Annotated in this window: 18 protein-coding genes; 5 read left to right on the forward strand and 13 right to left on the reverse strand. The window is 70.6% G+C overall.

The window, feature by feature from the left end; genetic code table 11:
• Positions 1-4: 4 nt before the first annotated feature.
• From OZ403_RS21075 to OZ403_RS21090, 4 genes are all read right to left on the reverse strand, one after another.
• Positions 5-1519 carry a DEAD/DEAH box helicase gene (locus OZ403_RS21075; protein WP_140792412.1) on the reverse strand — a complete coding sequence of 505 codons (1515 nt, stop codon included), beginning with the start codon at positions 1517-1519 and terminating at the stop codon, positions 5-7.
• Positions 1520-1868: 349 nt separating this feature from the next.
• A complete protein-coding gene (gene fusA, locus OZ403_RS21080) occupies positions 1869-3977 on the reverse strand; it encodes an elongation factor G (protein WP_268781562.1) in 2109 nt (702 codons plus the stop codon).
• A 434-nt stretch (positions 3978-4411) separates the two neighbouring features.
• On the reverse strand, positions 4412-5602 hold the full coding sequence (locus OZ403_RS21085; RefSeq protein WP_268781563.1) for a cyclic nucleotide-binding domain-containing protein: 1191 nt from the start codon (positions 5600-5602) through the stop codon (positions 4412-4414).
• Positions 5603-5720: 118 nt separating this feature from the next.
• Positions 5721-6197, reverse strand: coding sequence for an FKBP-type peptidyl-prolyl cis-trans isomerase (locus tag OZ403_RS21090; RefSeq protein WP_268781564.1), 477 nt, complete (start codon positions 6195-6197; stop codon positions 5721-5723).
• Between the two features lie 170 nt (positions 6198-6367).
• Between OZ403_RS21090 and OZ403_RS21095 the strand changes: the two genes are divergently transcribed.
• On the forward strand, positions 6368-7564 hold the full coding sequence (locus tag OZ403_RS21095) for a metallophosphoesterase (protein WP_268781565.1): 1197 nt from the start codon (positions 6368-6370) through the stop codon (positions 7562-7564).
• Between the two features lie 15 nt (positions 7565-7579).
• Here OZ403_RS21095 and OZ403_RS21100 read toward each other — a convergent pair whose 3' ends face one another.
• On the reverse strand, positions 7580-8344 hold the full coding sequence (locus OZ403_RS21100) for a ZIP family metal transporter (protein ID WP_174260158.1): 765 nt from the start codon (positions 8342-8344) through the stop codon (positions 7580-7582).
• A gap of 192 nt (positions 8345-8536) precedes the next feature.
• On the opposite strand from OZ403_RS21100, the gene OZ403_RS21105 reads away from it, so the two are divergent.
• Genes OZ403_RS21105 through OZ403_RS21115 form a run of 3 tightly spaced genes read left to right on the forward strand, consistent with a single transcriptional unit; the run spans position 8537 to position 10082 of the window.
• Positions 8537-9088: an RNA polymerase sigma factor gene (locus tag OZ403_RS21105; RefSeq protein WP_268781566.1), complete on the forward strand. Its 552-nt coding sequence runs from the start codon at positions 8537-8539 to the stop codon at positions 9086-9088.
• Complete coding sequence (locus tag OZ403_RS21110; protein WP_268781567.1) at positions 9085-9750, forward strand: DUF1109 domain-containing protein; 666 nt, start codon at positions 9085-9087, stop codon at positions 9748-9750. Before OZ403_RS21105 ends, OZ403_RS21110 begins: the two co-directional genes overlap by 4 nt.
• Entirely contained in the window at positions 9747-10082 is a 336-nt protein-coding gene (locus OZ403_RS21115) for a Carotenogenesis protein CarS (protein WP_268781568.1), read from the forward strand. Before OZ403_RS21110 ends, OZ403_RS21115 begins: the two co-directional genes overlap by 4 nt.
• Positions 10083-10098: 16 nt before the next feature.
• Here OZ403_RS21115 and OZ403_RS21120 read toward each other — a convergent pair whose 3' ends face one another.
• The 3 genes from OZ403_RS21120 to OZ403_RS21130 all read right to left on the reverse strand — a co-directional run bounded on the left by OZ403_RS21120 (position 10099) and on the right by OZ403_RS21130 (position 12988).
• The gene (locus OZ403_RS21120; protein ID WP_140792429.1) at positions 10099-10611 is read right to left on the reverse strand and encodes a hypothetical protein; all 513 of its coding nucleotides are present in this window, start codon (positions 10609-10611) and stop codon (positions 10099-10101) included.
• 50 nt (positions 10612-10661) lie between these two features.
• Positions 10662-10859, reverse strand: a complete 198-nt coding sequence (locus OZ403_RS21125) for a hypothetical protein (protein WP_268781569.1) — start codon at positions 10857-10859, stop codon at positions 10662-10664.
• A 971-nt stretch (positions 10860-11830) separates the two neighbouring features.
• Positions 11831-12988 (reverse strand): AI-2E family transporter, encoded by a 1158-nt coding sequence (locus OZ403_RS21130; protein ID WP_268781570.1) that lies wholly within the window; start codon positions 12986-12988, stop codon positions 11831-11833.
• 109 nt (positions 12989-13097) lie between these two features.
• On the opposite strand from OZ403_RS21130, the gene OZ403_RS21135 reads away from it, so the two are divergent.
• Positions 13098-13571, forward strand: a complete 474-nt coding sequence (locus OZ403_RS21135) for a hypothetical protein (protein ID WP_268781571.1) — start codon at positions 13098-13100, stop codon at positions 13569-13571.
• A 31-nt stretch (positions 13572-13602) separates the two neighbouring features.
• On the opposite strand, the gene OZ403_RS21140 is transcribed toward OZ403_RS21135, so the two are convergent.
• From OZ403_RS21140 to OZ403_RS21160, 5 genes are all read right to left on the reverse strand, one after another.
• Entirely contained in the window at positions 13603-13722 is a 120-nt protein-coding gene (locus tag OZ403_RS21140) for a hypothetical protein (protein ID WP_002636551.1), read from the reverse strand.
• A 42-nt stretch (positions 13723-13764) separates the two neighbouring features.
• A complete protein-coding gene (locus OZ403_RS21145) occupies positions 13765-15117 on the reverse strand; it encodes a DmpA family aminopeptidase (RefSeq protein WP_140798672.1) in 1353 nt (450 codons plus the stop codon).
• Between the two features lie 110 nt (positions 15118-15227).
• Entirely contained in the window at positions 15228-17417 is a 2190-nt protein-coding gene (locus tag OZ403_RS21150; protein ID WP_140792438.1) for a D-alanine--D-alanine ligase family protein, read from the reverse strand.
• Positions 17402-18046 carry an RDD family protein gene (locus OZ403_RS21155; protein ID WP_174259311.1) on the reverse strand — a complete coding sequence of 215 codons (645 nt, stop codon included), beginning with the start codon at positions 18044-18046 and terminating at the stop codon, positions 17402-17404. Before OZ403_RS21155 ends, OZ403_RS21150 begins: the two co-directional genes overlap by 16 nt.
• Positions 18043-18420: a hypothetical protein gene (locus OZ403_RS21160; protein WP_174259312.1), complete on the reverse strand. Its 378-nt coding sequence runs from the start codon at positions 18418-18420 to the stop codon at positions 18043-18045. The genes OZ403_RS21155 and OZ403_RS21160 overlap by 4 nt, the downstream gene beginning before the upstream one ends.
• Positions 18421-18446 lie beyond the last annotated feature (26 nt).

Consider the following 18446-nt stretch of genomic DNA (forward strand, 5'->3'; position numbering starts at 1 on the left):
CCGCTCAGAACCACTTGGGCGACGGGCGGCGCGGAGGAAGCGGAGAGGCCTCGGGGGCCTTCGCCGGCGCCTGCGCCACCGCGGGGCGGCCGCCACCCGAACCGCGGGAGCCACCCTGGCCCCCACGGCTGGCGTTGCCACCGGAGCCACCCGAGCCCTGGGCCGAGCGGCCACCCTCGGGACGACCCTGCCCACGGCCACCGCCTCCGGCTCCGGCTCCGCGGCCACCCCGGCGGCGCCGGGAAGCGCCCGCGGAGTGCCCGCCACCACCACCACCGTTCCCCGCGGGACGCGGCGCGCCCTGGGAACGCCCACCGTTGCCCGAAGAAGGCCGGGCCTCCGGCGCGGCGCCGGACGCATGGCTCACGGGACGCGGTGCGGGCTGGCCCGAGCGGTACGGATGGTCCTCCACCACGGGCACGTTGCGGCGGATGGTGCGCTCGATGTCGCGCAGATACGCGCGCTCCTCGGCGTCGCAGAAGGACACGGCGGTGCCACTGGCCCCCGCGCGGCCGGTGCGGCCAATGCGGTGCACGTACTGCTCCGGCACGTTGGGCAGGTCGTAGTTGACGACGTAGCTCAGCCCGTCGATGTCGATGCCACGCGCGGCGATGTCCGTGGCCACGAGCACGCGGAGCGTCCCGGAGCGGAACTCGTCGAGCGCGCGCTCACGGGCATTCTGGCTCTTGTTGCCGTGGATGGCCGCCGAGCTGACGCCCGCGCCCTCCAGCTGCTTCGCCACCCGGTTCGCGCCGTGCTTGGTGCGGGTGAAGACGAGCGCGCGGTGGATGTTGCCTTCCTTCAGCAGGTGCGTCAGCAGCCCGCGCTTCTGCTCGCGCTCCACGAAGTACACCTGCTGGCTCACCGTCTCCGCGGTGCTGGAAGCCGGCGTCACCTCCACGCGGATGGGGTCCGTGAGGATGCTGCGCGCCAGGTCCACGATGTCCGGGGGCAGCGTGGCGCTGAAGAACAGCGTCTGCCGCTTGGGCGGCAGCGCCTTGATGACGCGCCGCACGTCGTGGATGAAGCCCATGTCGAGCATGCGGTCCGCCTCGTCGAGCACGAACACCTCGAGCGAGCGCAGCGACACGAAGCCCTGCTCCATCAGGTCGAGCAGGCGGCCCGGCGTGGCCACCAGCACATCCACGCCATTGCGCAGCGCCTGCACCTGCGGATTCTGGCCCACGCCACCGAAGATGACGGCGTGACGCAGGGGAAGCCCCTTGCCATAGGTCCCGAAGCTGTCGCCCACCTGCCCCGCCAGCTCGCGCGTGGGCGTCAGGACCAGGCAGCGCACCGGGCGCGCCCCGCCCGCGGGCGCCTTGGCGGACAGCCGCTGGAGGATGGGCAGCGCGAAGGCCGCCGTCTTCCCCGTGCCCGTCTGGGCCACGCCGAGCACATCGCGCCCGGTCAGCGCGTGGGGGATGGCCTTCTGCTGGATGGGCGTGGGGGTGGTGTAACCCTCCGCCTTGACGGCGCGCAGGAGGGTGTCGTGAAGCTGAAGTTCGTCGAAAGTCATGGGTTCCTGATGTTGAAGTGAGCCCGCCTCCTCCCCAGGGGAGGAAGCCCGCGCAGCGCGCCCAGTCGGACGTATGTCCGGGGCGCCTGGCGGTGCGCGGTCGGGCCCGGCCGGCCGAACCGCTTTGGGAACGGATGGAAACAGGGGGTCTCCCCTACCCATTCCGGAGAATCGGCGAGCGACCCTGCACTTTCCCGTCCCGGAAGTCCCGTGAAATCAACGGCTTGCTTGCCGGTTTTGTGGCCCCTGATGGACATTTGTACAGCGTCCAGATCCTTCCACCTCGAAAGACCTGGAATGTCCTGCCAGCCCCGGGAGCCATTCCTGGCTCCCGGGGCTGCCCTTCACCTCAGGCCCGGGCCTCCGCCAGGTAAGCGGCTTGGCGTGCCTCCGGCACCGGCTCGTATGCGCCCAGACGCATGCTGGCCTGGGCCCGGCCCTGGGTGCGGCCTCGCAGCCCGGTGACGTAGCCGAAGAGGCTGGCCATGGGCACCCGGGCGGAGACGAGCCGCACCACGCCGCGCGCCTCCATGCCCAGCACCCGCCCCCGCCGCGCCGCCAGGTCTCCCAACACCTCGCCGAGGTACTCCTCGGGCGTGGTGACCTCCACCTCCATCACCGGCTCCAACTGCTGCACGCCCGCCCTGTGCGCCGCCGCCTGGAGCGCCAGGGAGCCGGCCACGGCGAAGGCCTGGGGCGTGGAGTCACGCACGTGCGTGTCCCCATCCACCAGCCGCACCTCCACGTCCACCAGCGGCACGCCGTCCCGCACGCCTCGGGCCATGGCCCCGGCCACGCCCTTCTCGATGGCAGGCACCAACTCCTTGGGAATGGTGCCCCCGCGCGTGTCGTCCGTGAAGACGAGCCCCGCGCCACGCGGTGCCGGCCCCACGTCCAGCACCACGTACGCGTACTGTCCCGGCCCGCCCGACTGGCGGACGTGGCGGTACTCCTGCCGCACCTGGCGACGGAGCGTGTCGCGCCACGCCACCTTGGGCTGGCCCACGCGGGCCTCCACGCCGTGCTCTGTCCTCAAGCGGTCCACCACCACCTCCAGGTGCAGCTCACCCATGCCGGACAGCAGCACCTGGCCGCTCTCCGGGTCCACGCCCACACGCAGCGACGGGTCCTCCGCCGCCAGCCGGTGAAGGCCGTCCTCCAGCTTCGTCAGCTCCGCGGGCGAGCGCGCCTCCACGGCGAGCTGCACCACGGGCTCCATGACGCCCAGCGACTCCAGCACCACGGGCTCCGCCGGGTCGCACAACGTGTCGCCCGTGCGCACGCCCTTCAGGCCGAGCGCCGCGCAGATGTCCCCCGCATGGACCTCCGCCACTTCTTCGCGACGGTTGGCATGCATGAACATCAAGCGCCCCACCCGCTCACGCCGCCCGGTGGCGGGGTTGAGCAGGGCGGTGCCCGCGCGCAGCGTGCCCGAGTAGACGCGGAGGAACACGATGCCGCCCACGGCCTTGTCGCTCATCAGCTTGAAAGCCAGGGCGCAAGGCGGCCCCGAATCGGACACGGGCCGGAACACACGCCCCTCCTTGCCCGGGACATAGCCCTCCACGGCGGGCATGTCCGACGGCGCGGGCAGGTAGTTGACGATGGCGTCCAGCAACATCTGCACTCCCTTCTTCTTGAAGGCCGACCCGCACAGCACCGGCACCAGCGTCCGCGCGAGGGTGCCCGAGCGCAGCGCGCGCTCCAGGTCCTCCCCGGTGATGTCCTCCAACCGCCCGTCCACAAACTTCTCCAGCACGGTGGCGTCCGCGTCCGCGCACGCCTCGATGAGCCGCAGGCGCTGCGCCTCCACTTCCGCGCGCACCGCATCCGGCACGGACTGGCCGTCGACGAAGCTTCCATCTTCCCCGTCGAACATCACGGCCCGCATGCGCACCAGGTCCACCAGCCCGCGGAACTCCGAGCCCTCGCCCAGGGGCCACTGCACGGCCACCGGACGCGCGCCCAGCCGCGCCTGGATGGACGCGACGCTCATGGCGAAGTCCGCGCCCACCTTGTCCATCTTGTTGATGAAGGCGATGCGCGGCACGTTGTACCGGTCCGCCTGCCGCCACACCGCCTCCGACTGGGGCTCCACGCCCTGGCTCGCGTCGAAGACGGCGACCGCGCCGTCCAGCACGCGCAGCGAGCGCTCCACCTCGATGGTGAAGTCTACGTGCCCCGGGGTGTCCAGGATGTTGATGCGGTGGGGCACACCCGCGCCCATCCCCTGCCGGGGTTGCCAGAACGTGGTGGTGGCCGCGGAGGTGATGGTGATGCCGCGCTGCTTCTCCTGCGGCAGCCAGTCCATCTCCGTGGAGCCGTCGTGCACCTCTCCCACGGAGTGGATGCGACCGGTGAAGAAGAGGACGCGCTCAGTGAGCGTCGTCTTCCCCGCGTCAATGTGCGCCATGATGCCGATGTTGCGGTACCGCTCGATGCGTGTGTGGCGAGACATGAAGGACTCCCGTTCCCGTCGGGCAGCGAGGCCCGCGGGTTGAATTGAGGCGCCGGTTGGAATGAGGGGACGACGCCCCGAAGGCCTCAGCGGCACACACGCGCGACTCGCCGGAGGGGCACGACAGGCCCGCTCAGGGACGCGTGAGGACACACGAGGACGCGGCAAGAGAGAGGGCGGAGCCGGGGCTCACGGCACACGGGAACCAGCCAACCCGCGCGCCGGAGACACCGGTCCGCCAACTCAAATGTCGAGCAGAACCTCGTGACGGGGGGCGAGGCACACGTCCGCCGCCGGCGCGAACGTGCGCGCACTCAGCAGGGCGTTGAAGAAGACGGGCCTCATGATGCGTTTGAATTAAAGCACAGACGCCGTGTTGTCAATCCGGGCACGGGTGCGAACACGCGAGCCCGGAATGACAGACACGCCGGCTGTCAGGTGCTGAGCGCCCGCACGCGCGCCGCGAGGTTGTGCGTGAAGAGGCGGAAGATGCGCAGCGCCGCCGCGTCATGCGTGTCCAGGTAGTGCTGGAAACCCGCGCGGGTGATGCGCAGCGCGCGGACCGCCGTGCGCGCGCGGACCTGCGCGGACACCGGGGCATCCTGTACCAGGGAGATCTCCCCCAGGTACGCGCCAGGCCCCAGCGTGTTGAGCCGGCGTGCATCCAGCTCCGGACCGCTGAACACGTCCACCGCGCCCTCCAGGAGCACGAAGAGGCCGCTGCCTGGCGAGCCCTTCTCCAGCAGCACCGCGCCCGACGGGATGAGCACCTGCCGCGCCACGCGGTACAGGTCCTTCATGTCCTCGAGCGACAGCTCTCCAAAGATGGGGATGGCCTTCAGGTAGTGGTAGCCATTGGACTCCGGCGCCGCCGCGTTCGAGGGCAGACGCGCGATGACGGCCTCGGCCTCCGCGTCCATGCCCAGGCGGCGCAGCAGCCGGGCCTTCTCCGCCGCCAGCGCCGGGTCTCCCCGCGCCGACTCCGTGCCGCGCATCGTGTCGGCCAGGAGCGCCAGCGCACGCCGCGTGAAGCCCTCGCCATCCAGCAGCTTGCACATGCGCAGCACGGACTCCAGGTGACGCGGGTCACCGGAGGGAACGCTCGCGAGCGCTTCCACCTCCGCGTGCGACTGGCCCAACTCGCGGTAGAGCTGGGCCGCCTCGTACGGGCGGCCCAGGCGCACCAGGCAGTGCGCCATGGCCTCACGCGCGCCCAGGCCGCGATAGGCCTCCAGCGCGCGCTCCATGGCGCCGCCCCGCTCGAAGGCGGCCGCGGCGCGCTCCACCTCACCCGCGCGCAGGTACGCCTCCGCCGCGTCCACGTAACGCCCGCCCTGGACATACAGCTCCGCCACCAGGGCCGCCGCGCCGCATCCATCCAGCAGGCGCGCGGCGCCCGAGAAGTCGCGGGCCTGGCGCAGGACTTCCGCCAGACGCTGGCGCTCCGCCACCGCGGCCTGCGCGGCCTCCTTCTGGAGCCGCTCGCGCTGGGAGCTCCCCAGCTCCTCGTAGAGCTGCGCCGCCACCTCGGACGACGGCTGCGTGAGCAGCCCGTGGAACGCGCCCTCCCCCGGGACTGCTGATCGGGGGCCTTCCAAACTCATCTCCGCCTCGGACCGCGACATCGCTCGCCTCCCCCATTCCGGGTCACCACGCACCTCCGGGCCGGTCCACGCCGGCCCGGACTTCCCGGAAGACACGGAAATTCTATAGCACGTCGGCGAGCGGAGTTCCTCGCCTCCGTCAGCGGACGGACACGAGCTCGGTGTCGAAGATGAGGACCGTGTACGGCGGAATCCGGCGGCCCGAGCCGGTGGCGCCATAACCCAGGGACGACGGGATGACGAGGCGGCGACGGCTCCCCACTCGCATGCCGGCGATGCCTTCATCCCAGCCCGCGATGACCTGCCCAGTGCCCAGGGTGAATCCGATAGCGGGCCCGTTGCCGGTGGCATCGAAGCTCCGTCCGTCCGGCAGGTAGCCCGTGTAGCGAACCTGCACGCGATTGCCCGCCTGGGCCTGCGCGCCATCCTCCACGACGAAGGTGTCCTGGATGTAGAGCCCGCTATCCAGCCGGGTCATCTCGGCCAGGTCCACGTTGAGCGACTCCGCGTACGTCACCTTGGTCGGGTCTCCCGAGTCGGGGTTGACGCTTTCGTCGTCACCACAGCCGAGCAGCGAGACAGCCAGGAGCATGGGAACCAGCAGGGAGCGGAGCATGACGACCTCGAAGGGGTGCGTGAACCGGGAATCGGCCTCGCGAGACGGCGAAGCCTGCCCCGGCGCGGCGGCGTGGGAAAGGGGCCCGGGGTGTGCCTGGCCCACCTTCCTGCTTGCCCCCCTGGAATCCTGGAGCGCGACGGGAACGCTTTCGTTATGCAGGATTCCCGATGCCACGCTGGGTCAGCCTGCTCCTCTTCTTCGTTCCCGTGCTCGCCGTGCTGTCGGTGGGCCATGTCTATCTCTACCGCCGGCTCGTCCGTGACGTGACGAAGCGGAAGTGGCTGCGGCGCACCGCCCAGGGCCTGTTCGCCGTGGGCTTCGTGGGCGCCCTGAGCGCGCGGGCCATTGGCTCCGTGCTGCCCTCCGAGGGCGCCCGGCGCCTGGGCATCGTCTTCCTCCTGTGGATTGGTCTGGTCCTCTACCTGCTCATGTTCACCCTGGCGGTGGACATGGTGCGGGCCATGGCCGCGTGGCGTGAGCGCCGCAAGGCACGCGCGGAGACGACAACCCCCACCGCGCCCGCGTCGCCGGAGCGCCGGGCGCTGCTGGGTCAGGGGCTCGCGGTGGGCGCGGGGCTCGCGGGCGTGGCGGTGAGCTCCTACGGCGGCTGGCGCGCGTACCACCCACCCGATGTGCGAGACATCCCCGTGCGGCTGCCCCACCTGCCGCGCGAGTTGGAAGGCCTCACGCTGGTGCAGCTCACCGACATCCACATCGGCGGGGTGATTCAGCGCCGCTTCATGGATGAGCTGGTGTCCCGCACCAACGCACTCAAGCCAGACGTCATCGCCATCACCGGGGACCTGGTGGACGGCTCCGTGGATGCGCTGGGTGTCTTCGCCGCAAGCCTGGGGAAGCTGAGCGCGCGGTACGGCACCTGGTTCGTCACCGGCAACCACGACTACTACTCCGGCGCCGATTCGTGGGTCGCCTTCCTGGAGGGGCTGGGCATCCACGTGCTGCGCAACCGCTCCGTGTCCATTGGCGACGGCGCGGCGTCCTTCCAGTTGGCGGGCGTGGACGACTGGAGCGCGCACCGCATGGGCGAGCGCGGCTATGACCTGGACGCGGCGCTGCGCGACGTGCGGCCCGACCGGGCCTCCGTGCTGCTGGCGCACCAGCCGTCCAATTTCGACGAGGTGGCCCGGCGCGGCGTGGGGCTCCAGGTCTCAGGGCACACGCACGGCGGACAGATGTTCCCGGGAAACCTGATGGGGGACCTCATCTGGGGAGACCGCAACGCGGGCCTGAGCCGCACGGGCGACTCGCTCATCTACGTCAGCCGGGGTTGTGGCTTCGTGGGCCCACCCATGCGCGTGGGCGCGCCCCCGGAGATTGCCCGACTGGTGCTGCTGCCCGCATAGACCCCTCGGGCCTCGTCAGCCCAGCGACATGGCCAGCACCAACGCGAGCACGAAGCCCCACATGAGGCCGGTGGTGGCCTCGCGCTCGAAGCCGCCGCGGTGGCTCTCCGGAATCATCTCGTGGCTGATGACGTAGAGCATCGCCCCGCCCGCGAAGGCCAGTCCCCACGGCAGTAGCGCGGAGCTGAGTGACAGGGCCAGGAGGCCGAACAGCGCCCCCACCGGTTCCACCATGCCGGTGAGCAACGCCAGGAGCGCGGCGCGCGACGCGGACGCCCCCGTGGCACGCAGCGCCAGCGCCACCACCAGTCCTTCGGGGATGTTCTGCGCGCCGATGCCCAGCGCCACCGATAGGCCCAGCTCCGGCTGCGGCGCGGCGAAGGACACGCCCACCGCCAGGCCTTCCGGGAAGTTGTGCAGCGTCATGGCCAGCACGAACAGCAGCACGCTGTTCCACTTCGTGCCGCCATGGCCCTCGTGGCCCTTGAGCGCATGTTCGTGCGGCATCAGGTCGTGCCACACGCGCAGGAACAGTCCACCCAGCAACACCCCCGCCGCCACGCGCAGTGCCGCTGAGAGCCCGTCATGGCCCTGCCCTCTCACCAACTCCATCGCGGGGATGACCAGCGAGAAGGACGTGGCCGCCAGCATCACGCCCGCGCTGAAGCCCAACATCCGGTCCTGGGCCTTCCGGCTGAGCTCCGAGGTGACGAGCACGGGCAGCGCGCCCAGTCCCGTCGCCGTGCCCGCCAGCAGGCTTGCCACCAACCCCGCCCCCATGCCTTCGATGCTCCAATGGTCCACGCGTCCGAGGTGCCTCCGCGCCCAACACTAACGGCCTCGCCCTCCAGGGCAGGACGGGATGTTGCCGACGGGCGCAACCCCGCGACTTTCCAGTACTTTCCCCGCCAAACCTTGAGAATCGAGACCGCCGGAAACACTTTCGCAGGTGGCCCGTAGAGGAGCCGGGTGATGCGGAGCCAAACGGACGAAGAGCTCATGGAACGGTTTCGCGACGGAGCACAGGACGCCTTCGAGGACCTCTTCGCGCGGCACGCGCCGCGGGTCCAAGGCTTCCTGGCCCGGATGGTGCGCAATGGCGCGCTCGCGGAAGACCTGCTCCAGGCCACCTTCTTGTCCGTCATCCGCTCGCGGGGCCGCTACGAGCCCGGCACCCGCTTCACGCCGTGGCTGATGACCATTGCCGCGAACGCCGCGCGCGACGCGCTGAGGCATCAGCGGCACGTGGACGCCTATGCATCCCGGGAGGACACCGCGACGCCCGCCTCCCCGGCGCCGGATGACAGCGACCCGTCGCTGCGCAGGCATCTGCTGGACGCATTGCACCAACTCCACCCGGACCACCGTGAAGCCGTGGTGCTCAGCAAGGTGGAGGGCTGGTCCTTCGAGGAGATTGGCGCGCTGCGCGGCATCAGCCCTGGCGCCGCGCGGCTGCGGGCGCACCGCGGCTACGAGAAGCTGCGCGATCTGCTGGGCGAGCTGGAGCTGGAGGTGGCGCGATGAAGCCACCGACGGACCTGGACCAGCTGCTCACCCAGACGCCCACGAAGGACAACGCCGCGATGGAGCGCGTGCTCGCCGCGGCCCGGCGCGAACTGGCGCTTCGTCGTCCGGTGCGGCGCTGGCGCACGCAGGCCGTCTGGTTGATGGCGGCGTCGGCGGGACTGGGCCTGCTGGCGGCCGTGGTGATGCTCGCGGTGGGCGCGGTCACTGCCCCCCTGCTCCTGGCGCGCGCCCCCCTGCTGGCCATGCTGGTGGGAACCAGCGCGGTGTGTGCGTGGGGCGCGCTGTCCCCCAAGGGCCGCTGGATGCGCCGGCTGGGCGTGGGGCTGGCGGTGGTCAGCGCGGCGGCCCTGGTGCTCGCCCGAGGCACGCCGCACAGTCCCCCATCGCTCCCGGGCTGGGTCTGCACCGTCAGTCACCTGGCCATCGGCGTGGTGCCGCTGGTGGTGGCGCTGTTCGCGCTGCGTGGGGCCTTCTTCCAGCCGCTGCGCGCCGTGGTGGCGGGCCTGTCGGTGGGTTCGACGGGCGCGCTGCTCGGAGAGCTCGCCTGTGAGCAGGACGGGCGGCACGTCCTCTCCCACCACCTGCTCGCATGGGTCGTCATCACCGTCGTGCTGGTGGTCATCTCGAAGTCGCTCAAGCCCCGTTCCTACGCGCCATGATCCAGGACCCCTCACTCATCATCTGTCATGACGTGGACGGCGCACCGGTGCGCATTGGCGCGACGGTGAAGGTCGTGCCGCACTCCGAGGACGGCACCATCAGCCAGCGCTTCCTGGGCAAGACGGGAATCGTCGTGGGGCTGGTGTTCGACGACCCGGCCACGCAGTACCCCGATGACCCGCTCATCCAGGTGCTCGTCGAAGGGCTGGGCGAAGACCTCTTCTTCCCGGAGGAACTGGAGCTGGCCCCGGAGTGGGCTCGCAACCGGATTGCCCAGCACCGTCAGGCCGTGCGGGCCGGCGGCCGGAATTCGCTGGAGCGCATGCCCTGACGTGGCGGGACACGCGTCAGCGCGTACCCGACTGGCCTCGCGCGAACGCCACCGCCTGCGTAATCGCCTTGGAGCTAGGAAAGAGGCTCCTCGCCCGCTCCTCCACCTCCAGCGCCGCGTCCAGTTGTCCCTGCGCGCCCAGCGCGTGAATCCACCCCGCCCACGCCTCCTCCAGCAAGGCCATCGCCGCACTGGCCGCGGAGGAGAAGGCCCGCTCCGCCTCGTCGGGCGCCTGTCGCACCGAGACGAGGAAGTGTCCCAACGCCAGCAGGGGCTCCGGGGCCCCCGCGGAGACGTCCGACGCGGAGCGGAGCACCTGCTCGGCCTCGGACACCGCGGCCTCCGGGTCCGCCGCCTCGTGCCGGCCAGCCAGCAACGTGCGGCTCAACGACAGGAGGTTGGGAACGAACGCGGGACAGCCCTGCGCCAGCGCCCGGTACGCCTCGAGCCGGTGACCGCCCTCCAGCGGCTCCGCGTTCGCCAGCTTCCACTTCCTGCGCAGCTCCTGGGGGGACACGTGCTCGGACATGTCCGCACCCTACGCCTCCGCCGCGCCGGAGTGGGAGCCGGCAACGCGCCTCAGTAGGACGCGGTGATGCCCCAGTGCAGACTGGAGTACGTCTCCGCCGCCACGCCGCCCTCATCCCAGCCCAGCTTCGTGCCGGCGCCGGAGAACGTGTCCTGGAAGCGGGACACGCGGAAGCGGACCGAGTAACCGAAGGGCCCCCAGATGTCGCCCCCGACGCCCAGCTCCGCCTCCCAGCCGAAGCTGGACACCGACGTGCCGTAGTCGCTGACCTCCGCGTCCAGCGCCGCGCTGCCGGCGCCCAGCCCTTGCCCGGCTTCGGGCTCAGGAAGAACTGTCCCGCGCCCTCCAGCCGGACCCAGCGCAGCAGCGGCACCGACACCTCCAGCCCCACGGCGGGGAACAGGCGGTGCGTCCCGGTGAGCGGGCTGTTGGCGGACTCGTCCACGTCGAAGGCGCGGGTGAGCAGGCCCGCGCGCAGCCCCGCGTAGCCCAGCGGCGCGTTCGCCTCCCCCATGCCGAAGAAGTAGCGGTAGAGCGCCTGCGCGGTGAGCACCGAGTCGGTGGCCACCACCTCGCGCGTGGTCGACCGGCCAGCGTCACTCACCAGCGTCACGTTGGTGGAGGAATACCCACGCCGGTAACCCAGCGACAGGCCCAGGCCGCGCAGCAGTGATTCGCTGCGCGCCAGCGGCAGCAGCTCCAGTTCGGCGGCAATGCCCAGGTACGGCACCGACGACGCATAGCTCACCGTGTCCCCCAGGCGCTCGTTCGCCGGGAGCCGGTCATATTCGCCACAGGACTTCACGCCGGGCCGCGCGCAGTAGTTGCGCCACGTCGTCGTGCCCCCCAACGTCAGCCGCGCCAGGGGCGGTCGTGCCGGCGCGTCTCCCACCGTGCCGCCAGAGCCCGTATCCAGCGCCACCTCCAGGAAAGGGGCGGTGGTGGTGTGCGACTCCGGGTCCACCTCCATGCCCCACGTCTTTACGTCTCGCGGACGGGCGGAAGCCGTGGCCTCTTCCGGGAACGACAGCTCCTGGGGCCGCGCCGGTGCCGAGTCCTTCCGCTTCACCGCGGCGGCCAGGGCCTGCGGCGAGGCCAGCGCCACCACCAGGGCGCACCACAGCCCCCAGCGAACCATCGAGAGTCGGGAGGTCGTCATTCCCCGGGGAGGTTCACCCACCCCGTCGGGGAAGTCCAGGCTAGGCGGTTCTCCTGTCGCTCAGGCGTTGAGCGTCGCCGCGGGTCCCATCGCCGGCGCCGCGGGAGACATGCGGGAGGAGACGGGCTCGGACATGGGAGGCGCCGACGTGTTCTCGTCATCGGCGGACAGGTGCTCGGCGCGGCCGATGCCCAGGAAGTCCCGGCGGTAGATGCGGACCATGGCCATGAAGATGGAGGCGATGAGCGGCCCCACCAGCAGGCCCATCATCCCGAACACGGCCAGCCCGCCGAACATGGACAGGAAGACGAGCAGCGGGTGCAGCGCCATGCGCGAGCCACACAGCCGGGGCCGGATGACGTTGTCGATGCTGCCCACCAGGAAGGCGCCCCAGGCCAGGAGGAACACGCCCTCGCTCACCTGGTTGGCGGCGATGAGCACCACGCCAATGGGCCCCCACACCAGGGCCGTGCCGCCCACGGGCACCAGCGCCACCAGCACCATGGCCGCGCCCCACACGCCGGCATGCGGCACCCCCGCGATGAGCAGCCCGACGAAGCCCACGGCGCCCTGGATGAGCGCGGTGACGGTGTTGCCATAGATGATGGCGTAGGCGACGTCGGTGAACTCGCGCGCGAAGGCCTCGAAGTAGCGCCTGTCCAGCGGGATGAGCCGCATGACCTCGGCCACCAGCCGGCGCCCGTCGAGGAAGAAGTAGTACATGGCCACGGACATCAGGAACAGGTTGATGACCAGGTCCGTGCCCGCCGCCGCCACGTCGCGCAGCAACGACGCGCCGCCCGTCACCGCGGCCAGGAGCGCCCGCTCCGTCTCCGCGCTGTCCGCGCCCAGCCGGAGGTAGCGCTCCAGGCCCAGCGGCAGGCTGGCCAGGAACGGGTGACGCAGGTGCTGCTGCTCCAGCAGGACCTGCGCCTGGCCTACGAGTTGGAACACCTCGCGCGCCACCATCCACCCGACCAGCGCCAGCGGTGCCAGGATGAGGACGAACACGGTGACGGTGGACACCCCGGCGCTGAGAGACTTGCGGCCCCCCAGCTTCTGGCACAGGGAGTCCTGCACCGGCATGAACAGCACCACCAGGAAGCCGCCCAGCAACACCGGCATCAGGAACGGCAGCAGAATCCTGGAGAAGAGAATCAGCGCCAGGGCAAAAAGCCCGGCGAATACAAAATTGGACCACCGCCTCGAGTCAGCCACCGCCCCACCCCACCCCGCCCTACGAGCCCACCGAACGCCGCCCTTGCCCAACGTAGGAACCGGCCGTCCCACCGGGAAGTCCGGCTTCCGTCTCAAGGAGAACCAAGTCATGACTTCTGGACGTTTCGCCCCCTTCGTCGCCGGGTTGCTCCTGCTCACCACCGGCGCCTGTGGCGGAGAAGCCCCGCCCTGCACGGATTGTCCCGCGGTCGAAGGCCGCTACCGGCTGCAGTTCAACACGGACGGGGGCGTGCCTTCGGAGTGCGCGCTCCTGGGGGTGGAGGTTCCCACGGGTGAAGTCCTGGACATCGCCCGCTCGGGCGAAAACCTCACCAGCCGGCTGGCGGGCGTCCCCGTCCGGGGCACCATCACCTCCCAGGGGACCTTCCTGATGACGGGAACGGGAGTGCCCTCGGCGAACCGGACGGACACGCTGACGCTCACCGGCAGCTACATGGCGCCGCTGACGGATGGCGGGACGGCGTCCATTACCGGCGTCCTCACGGGCAGCTACGTGCGCGCGTCCGACACGGGGGGACAGCGCTGCAATGTCAGCAATCCGTTCTCGGCGACCCGGGACTGAGCCACGGGCCGCACGAGCGCGGTCGGAACGACTACTTCTTCTTCGACTCGGCGGCGGCCTTGGCCTCGGCCTTGTTCTTCTTGGCCCGCTTCTTCCAGGCCTGCTTGATCTTCATCTGCACGCGACGGTGCTTGCTCTTGCTGCGGGCCATCTTTGACTCCTGTGCTCCGTACGGAGACGTGAAAAGAGGGGCTTAACTATCAGAACCCGCCGGGCTCCCGGAAGAGGAACCCTCGGGCCCCCCCGGCTCTCCGGTGTCGTCCGGTGCCGGACGGGTGGGAAACGGGATTCCCTCGGCGCTCCGGACCTGGGTCGGCCGGGCGGTGGACGCCTTCACCTCCCCCTCCCGGTCCTCGTTGCTGGGCCGCTCCCTGGCCGCCGGGGCGCTCGACTGCTGGGGGCGCTTCTTCACGGACGCGAAAATCGGCTTGTAGGCGTCCAGGAAGCGCCGGACCTCGTCCAGGGGGAGCGCCGGGCAGTGGTTGCCGTTGGCGCCCGTCATGGACGTGGCCATGCACATGGCGTTGAGGATGGCCTCCTCGGTGGCCTCCATGACCGCCTCGTAGAGGGGGTCCAGGCGCTGATCCAGGAGGAGCTTCAGCTTGTAGACCATCTTCTGCGTGCGCCGGGGAATGATGTTCGCCGTGGAGAAGCCGACGACAATCTCCCCTGAGCCGTGCGCCGCGTAGCTGCCCACGCGGCCAATGCCCAGCGCCACGCGCTTGCAGAGGCGGTTGATTTGATGGCTCAGCAGCGGCGCGTCCGTGGCCACCACCGCGATGATGGAGCCGTACGTCTGGCCGCGCTTGGGCGTGCCCTTGAACTTCTCCGCCAGAACCTCGCCCACGGGCAGGCCGCCCACCCGCAGGTTGTGCATCTTCCCGAAGTTGGACATCACCAGCACGCCCAGCGTGTAGCCGCCCAGCACCTCCGGCAGCTTGCGGGACGACGTGCCGATGCCGCCCTTGAAGTCGCACGTCACCATGCCGGTGCCGCCGCCCACGTTGCCCTCGGCCACGGGGCCGGTGGAGGCGTTGTTGATGGCCTCGAAGACATGCTCCTCGCGCACGTGGCGCCCGGAGATGTCGTTGAGCCAGGAATCGTCACACTCCCCCACCACGGGGATGATGACATCGTGCTCGTCGCCGATGCCGGGGTAGCGGTCCACCAGATAACGCGCCACGCCGTCCGACACCGCTCCCACCGCCATGGTGTTGGTGAGGAGGATGGGCGTCTCGATGAGGCCCCACTCCATGAGCTGCGTCATGCCGGAGACCTCGCCCGCGCCGTTGAGCACGAAGCCGCCTCCCGTCATGCGCTCCATGAAGATGTTCCCCTGGTTGGGGAGGATGGCGGTGACCCCCGTGCGCACCGGACCGTGCCCGGGGCGAAGCGGACCCTCGCCCCGTATCAACGTGCTGTGCCCGACGAGCACCCCCTCCACGTCGGTGATGGCGTTGAACTTGCCGGGCTTGAAGCGCCCCAGCGGAAGGCCCAGCTCACGGGCCCGGACGCGCGGACCCGTCTCCTCGGGGATGTGCACCATAGAGGGGGGACACTAACCGACCACTCCCCACCGTCAACCACTCCAGCCGGCCCCGCCCGCCCCCTCGAAGAGGAGGCGCGGGACGGGGCGGCCGGGGCGTCGCGTGGGCCTCAGGCCTTCGCGTCCACGCGCGGTGACGGCTCCACCGCCGGTGACGCCGGTGCGGGGGCCGTCGCGGCCACGGGCTGCGCGGCGGTGGGAGTCCCCTCCTCCAAGGGCACGCTCTTGCGCAGCACCGAAGCGGGGTGCTCGCTGGCGGCGCGGCGCGCCTCGCGCTCCTTGTAGCGGCGGATGGCGGGGGCCATGATTTCGCCGATGAGCCCCCGGTAGTCCATGCCGGCGCCCTGGGCGATGAGCACCAGGTCGCTCCAGCCCGGCGTCAGGCCCGGCAGCGGATTGCACTCGATGAAGTAGATGCGCCCCTTGTCGTCCATGCGGAAGTCGATGCGCGCGACGTCGCGGCATCCCAGCGCCATGAACGAGTTGCGCGCCGCCGTGCGCAGCCGCTCCAGCAGCGCGGGCTCCAGCTTCGCCGGCGCGTCGTAGCGGATGCGGTCCGTCCAATCGAGCTTGTGCTGGAAGCTGTAGACGGGGTTCTTCTCCTCCCGGTCCAGGAAGACGATCTCCATGGGCGGCAGGACGCGGGGCCGCCGCTCGCCCAGCAGGCCCACGGTGAACTCGCGGCCGCGGATGTACTCCTCGATGAGCGCGGGCTGCTGGTACTTGCCGGCAATCTCGCGCACCACCTCGCGCAGCTCCGCCTCGCTGTGGCAGACGCTCTTGGTGACGACGCCCTTGGAGCTGCCCTCCGCCACCGGCTTCACGATGAGCGGGAAGCTGGTGAACTCCTTGTTGAGGCGCTCCTTGCCCGTCGCCATGAGCTGGAAGTTGGGCGTGAGGATGCCAGCCTGCCGGACAATCTTCTTCGCCAGGCCCTTGTCCAGGGCGATGGACAGCGTGGCCGGGTCCGAGCCCGTGTACGGGATGTCCAGCAGCTCCAGCAGCGCCGGGACCTGGCTCTCTCGGTTGCGGCCCTTGAAGCCCTCCGCGATGTTGAACACCACATCCAGCGGCGTGCTCGACAGCACCGAGGGAAGCTCAGCCGTGGCCTCCAGGTCGATGACCTCGTGGCCCCACGACGCAATCGCCTCGCGGATGGCCTGGAGCGTGTTCGGCGAGTCGTACTCGGCCTCGCTGTCCTCCACCGTCTCCGCCGTGGCCGTGGGCTTCACGCGCTTCACGTTGAAGCTGAAGCCCACGCGCAGCGGACCGCTCTTGCGCGCCGGCTTGCCCTGGCGACGCGACGAGTCCTTGATTTTGTACCGCTTCGCCGCGCTGGTGATGATGGAGTTGATGACCCCATCCAGGTGCAGGCCGTCCAGCTCCGCCGCCGCGTAGATGCCCGCGCGCGGCTCCAGACTGGGGAGCGCGTTGATCTCCAGGAAGTACGGCACGCCCGCGTCACTGAGGCGCACGTCGATGCGGCCCAGGTCGCGGCAGTCGAGCGCCCGGTACACCTTCTGCGCCATCCGCCGGATGTCCTCCGCCGTGCGAGGCGGAATCTGCGCCGGGGCGCGCACGCTGACCGTGCCCTCCCGCGACGTCTTCAGCGCGTAGTCGTAGATGGCGTACTTGCGGCCCTGCGTGACGGCCGGGTCGATGACGTACTCCACCGGGGAGAGCACGCCGTCGTAGTCATTGTCCACCGACTCCAGGAACGGCACGGCGAGGTCGCGGCCGGAGATGTACTCCTCCACCAGCACGCCGGACGGGTACTTCTCCAGCGCAGCGGCCACCTTGGCGCGAACCTCGTCCAGCGTCTCCGCGATGGAGTCCTGGCTGATGCCCTTGGACGAGCCCTCGAAGTTGGGCTTCACGATGACGGGAAAGCGCAGGTTCTCCGCGGACAGCTCGCTGAGCTTCTCCACGTACTGCCAGCCGGGCGTGCGGATGCCCTGCTTGGACAGCACCAGCTTGGTGAGCTGCTTGTCGAGCGTCACCGCCAGCGCGTACGCGTCCGAGCCCGTGAACGGGAAGCCCAGCTCGTCGAAGAGGGCCGGGTAGAAGGCCTCGCGGAAGCGGCCGCGGCGGCCCTCGGCGGTGTTGAAGATGAGGTCCGGGCTGTAGGCCTCCAGCCGCGCCACGGTGCGCGAGGCCGGGCCGCTCACCTCGAAGCGCTCCAGCCGGTGGCCGATGCGCTCGATGGCCGCCGCGAGCGCGTTGACCGTCTCCTGCGTGTCGAACTCCGCCTCTTCTTCCAAATCAGACAGCCTGAGGTTGTGGGTCAGCGCGATGCGCATGGGTACCCCCTTCGCTTCCTGAACGACGAGCGTCCACGGCGCACCTTCGCCGCGGACATGAGCCTGCCGGAGGCGCGCTCATGCGCGACCGGCGTGCGAGCTGCAACGGTTACGCCCGCGACGACCTTCCCGTCGACCACCTGCGTCTGCGCCCAGGTGTCGCCCAGCCGCCAGCCCAGCGGATCCCTCAGCACGCGCCATGCTTCCACGCTGCCGATGACGATGAGCCCCGCGGCCGCGGCCACCGTCCCATGCGGCGCGGGCATCATGCCCAGCAGCACGATGAGCGCCAGCGGCGCGTTGCGCAGGGTGCTGTCGCGGTGCCGCGCCGCCGAACGCGTGGGCAGATGCATCACCTTCACGCCGAAGATGCGCTTGCCCACGCTCTGGCCCTGGAGCATCCCGTCCGCCAGCAGCAGGAACAGCAGCGCCACCACCGCGCCCGCCGCCCCCCCCACGACGTACAGGCCCCACGCCACCGACACGTCCACCGCCCGCGCGCCGCCGCGCAGCCAGAGCGAGGCCTTGGGATAGGGGGAATCGGGTTGCGCGTCTCCGGACACCAACCGCAAGGCGCGGCCCCCTTGCCGACTTGCCGCCATGAACACGCGGCTTCGCGCGGTGCTCACTCCTCCGGCTCCAGCGTGAGGCCTTCCTCGCGCGGCTCGGGCTCGTCCAGCCCCGCCAGACGCGCCAGCCGTTCGTGGGCGCTCAAAGGAGAAATCATGGGCGCGGCCCACTCGGCATGCTCGCGCGTGTACTCGGCCGCGAGCGCCGCGGTGGGGCTGCCCGTCTCCGACATCCGCAACAGCCGCCCGCGCGCCGCGTCTTCATCATGCCTGGCGGGGCTGCCCTGGCGCGTGAAGAGGACAAAGGCCATGGCCGGGCGCTTGGAGGACTCGCGCATCGCGAACTGGATGCCGTCGAGGTTCCAGCCCTGGGTCGTCCACTCGTTGAGGGTGCGCTCCAGGGCGCCCTCGTCCACCGTGGACAGCTCGACCACTTTGTACTGCAAGGGCACTGGGGGGG

Source organism: Myxococcus sp. NMCA1, from assembly GCF_026810205.1.
Lineage (GTDB): Bacteria > Myxococcota > Myxococcia > Myxococcales > Myxococcaceae > Myxococcus > Myxococcus xanthus_A.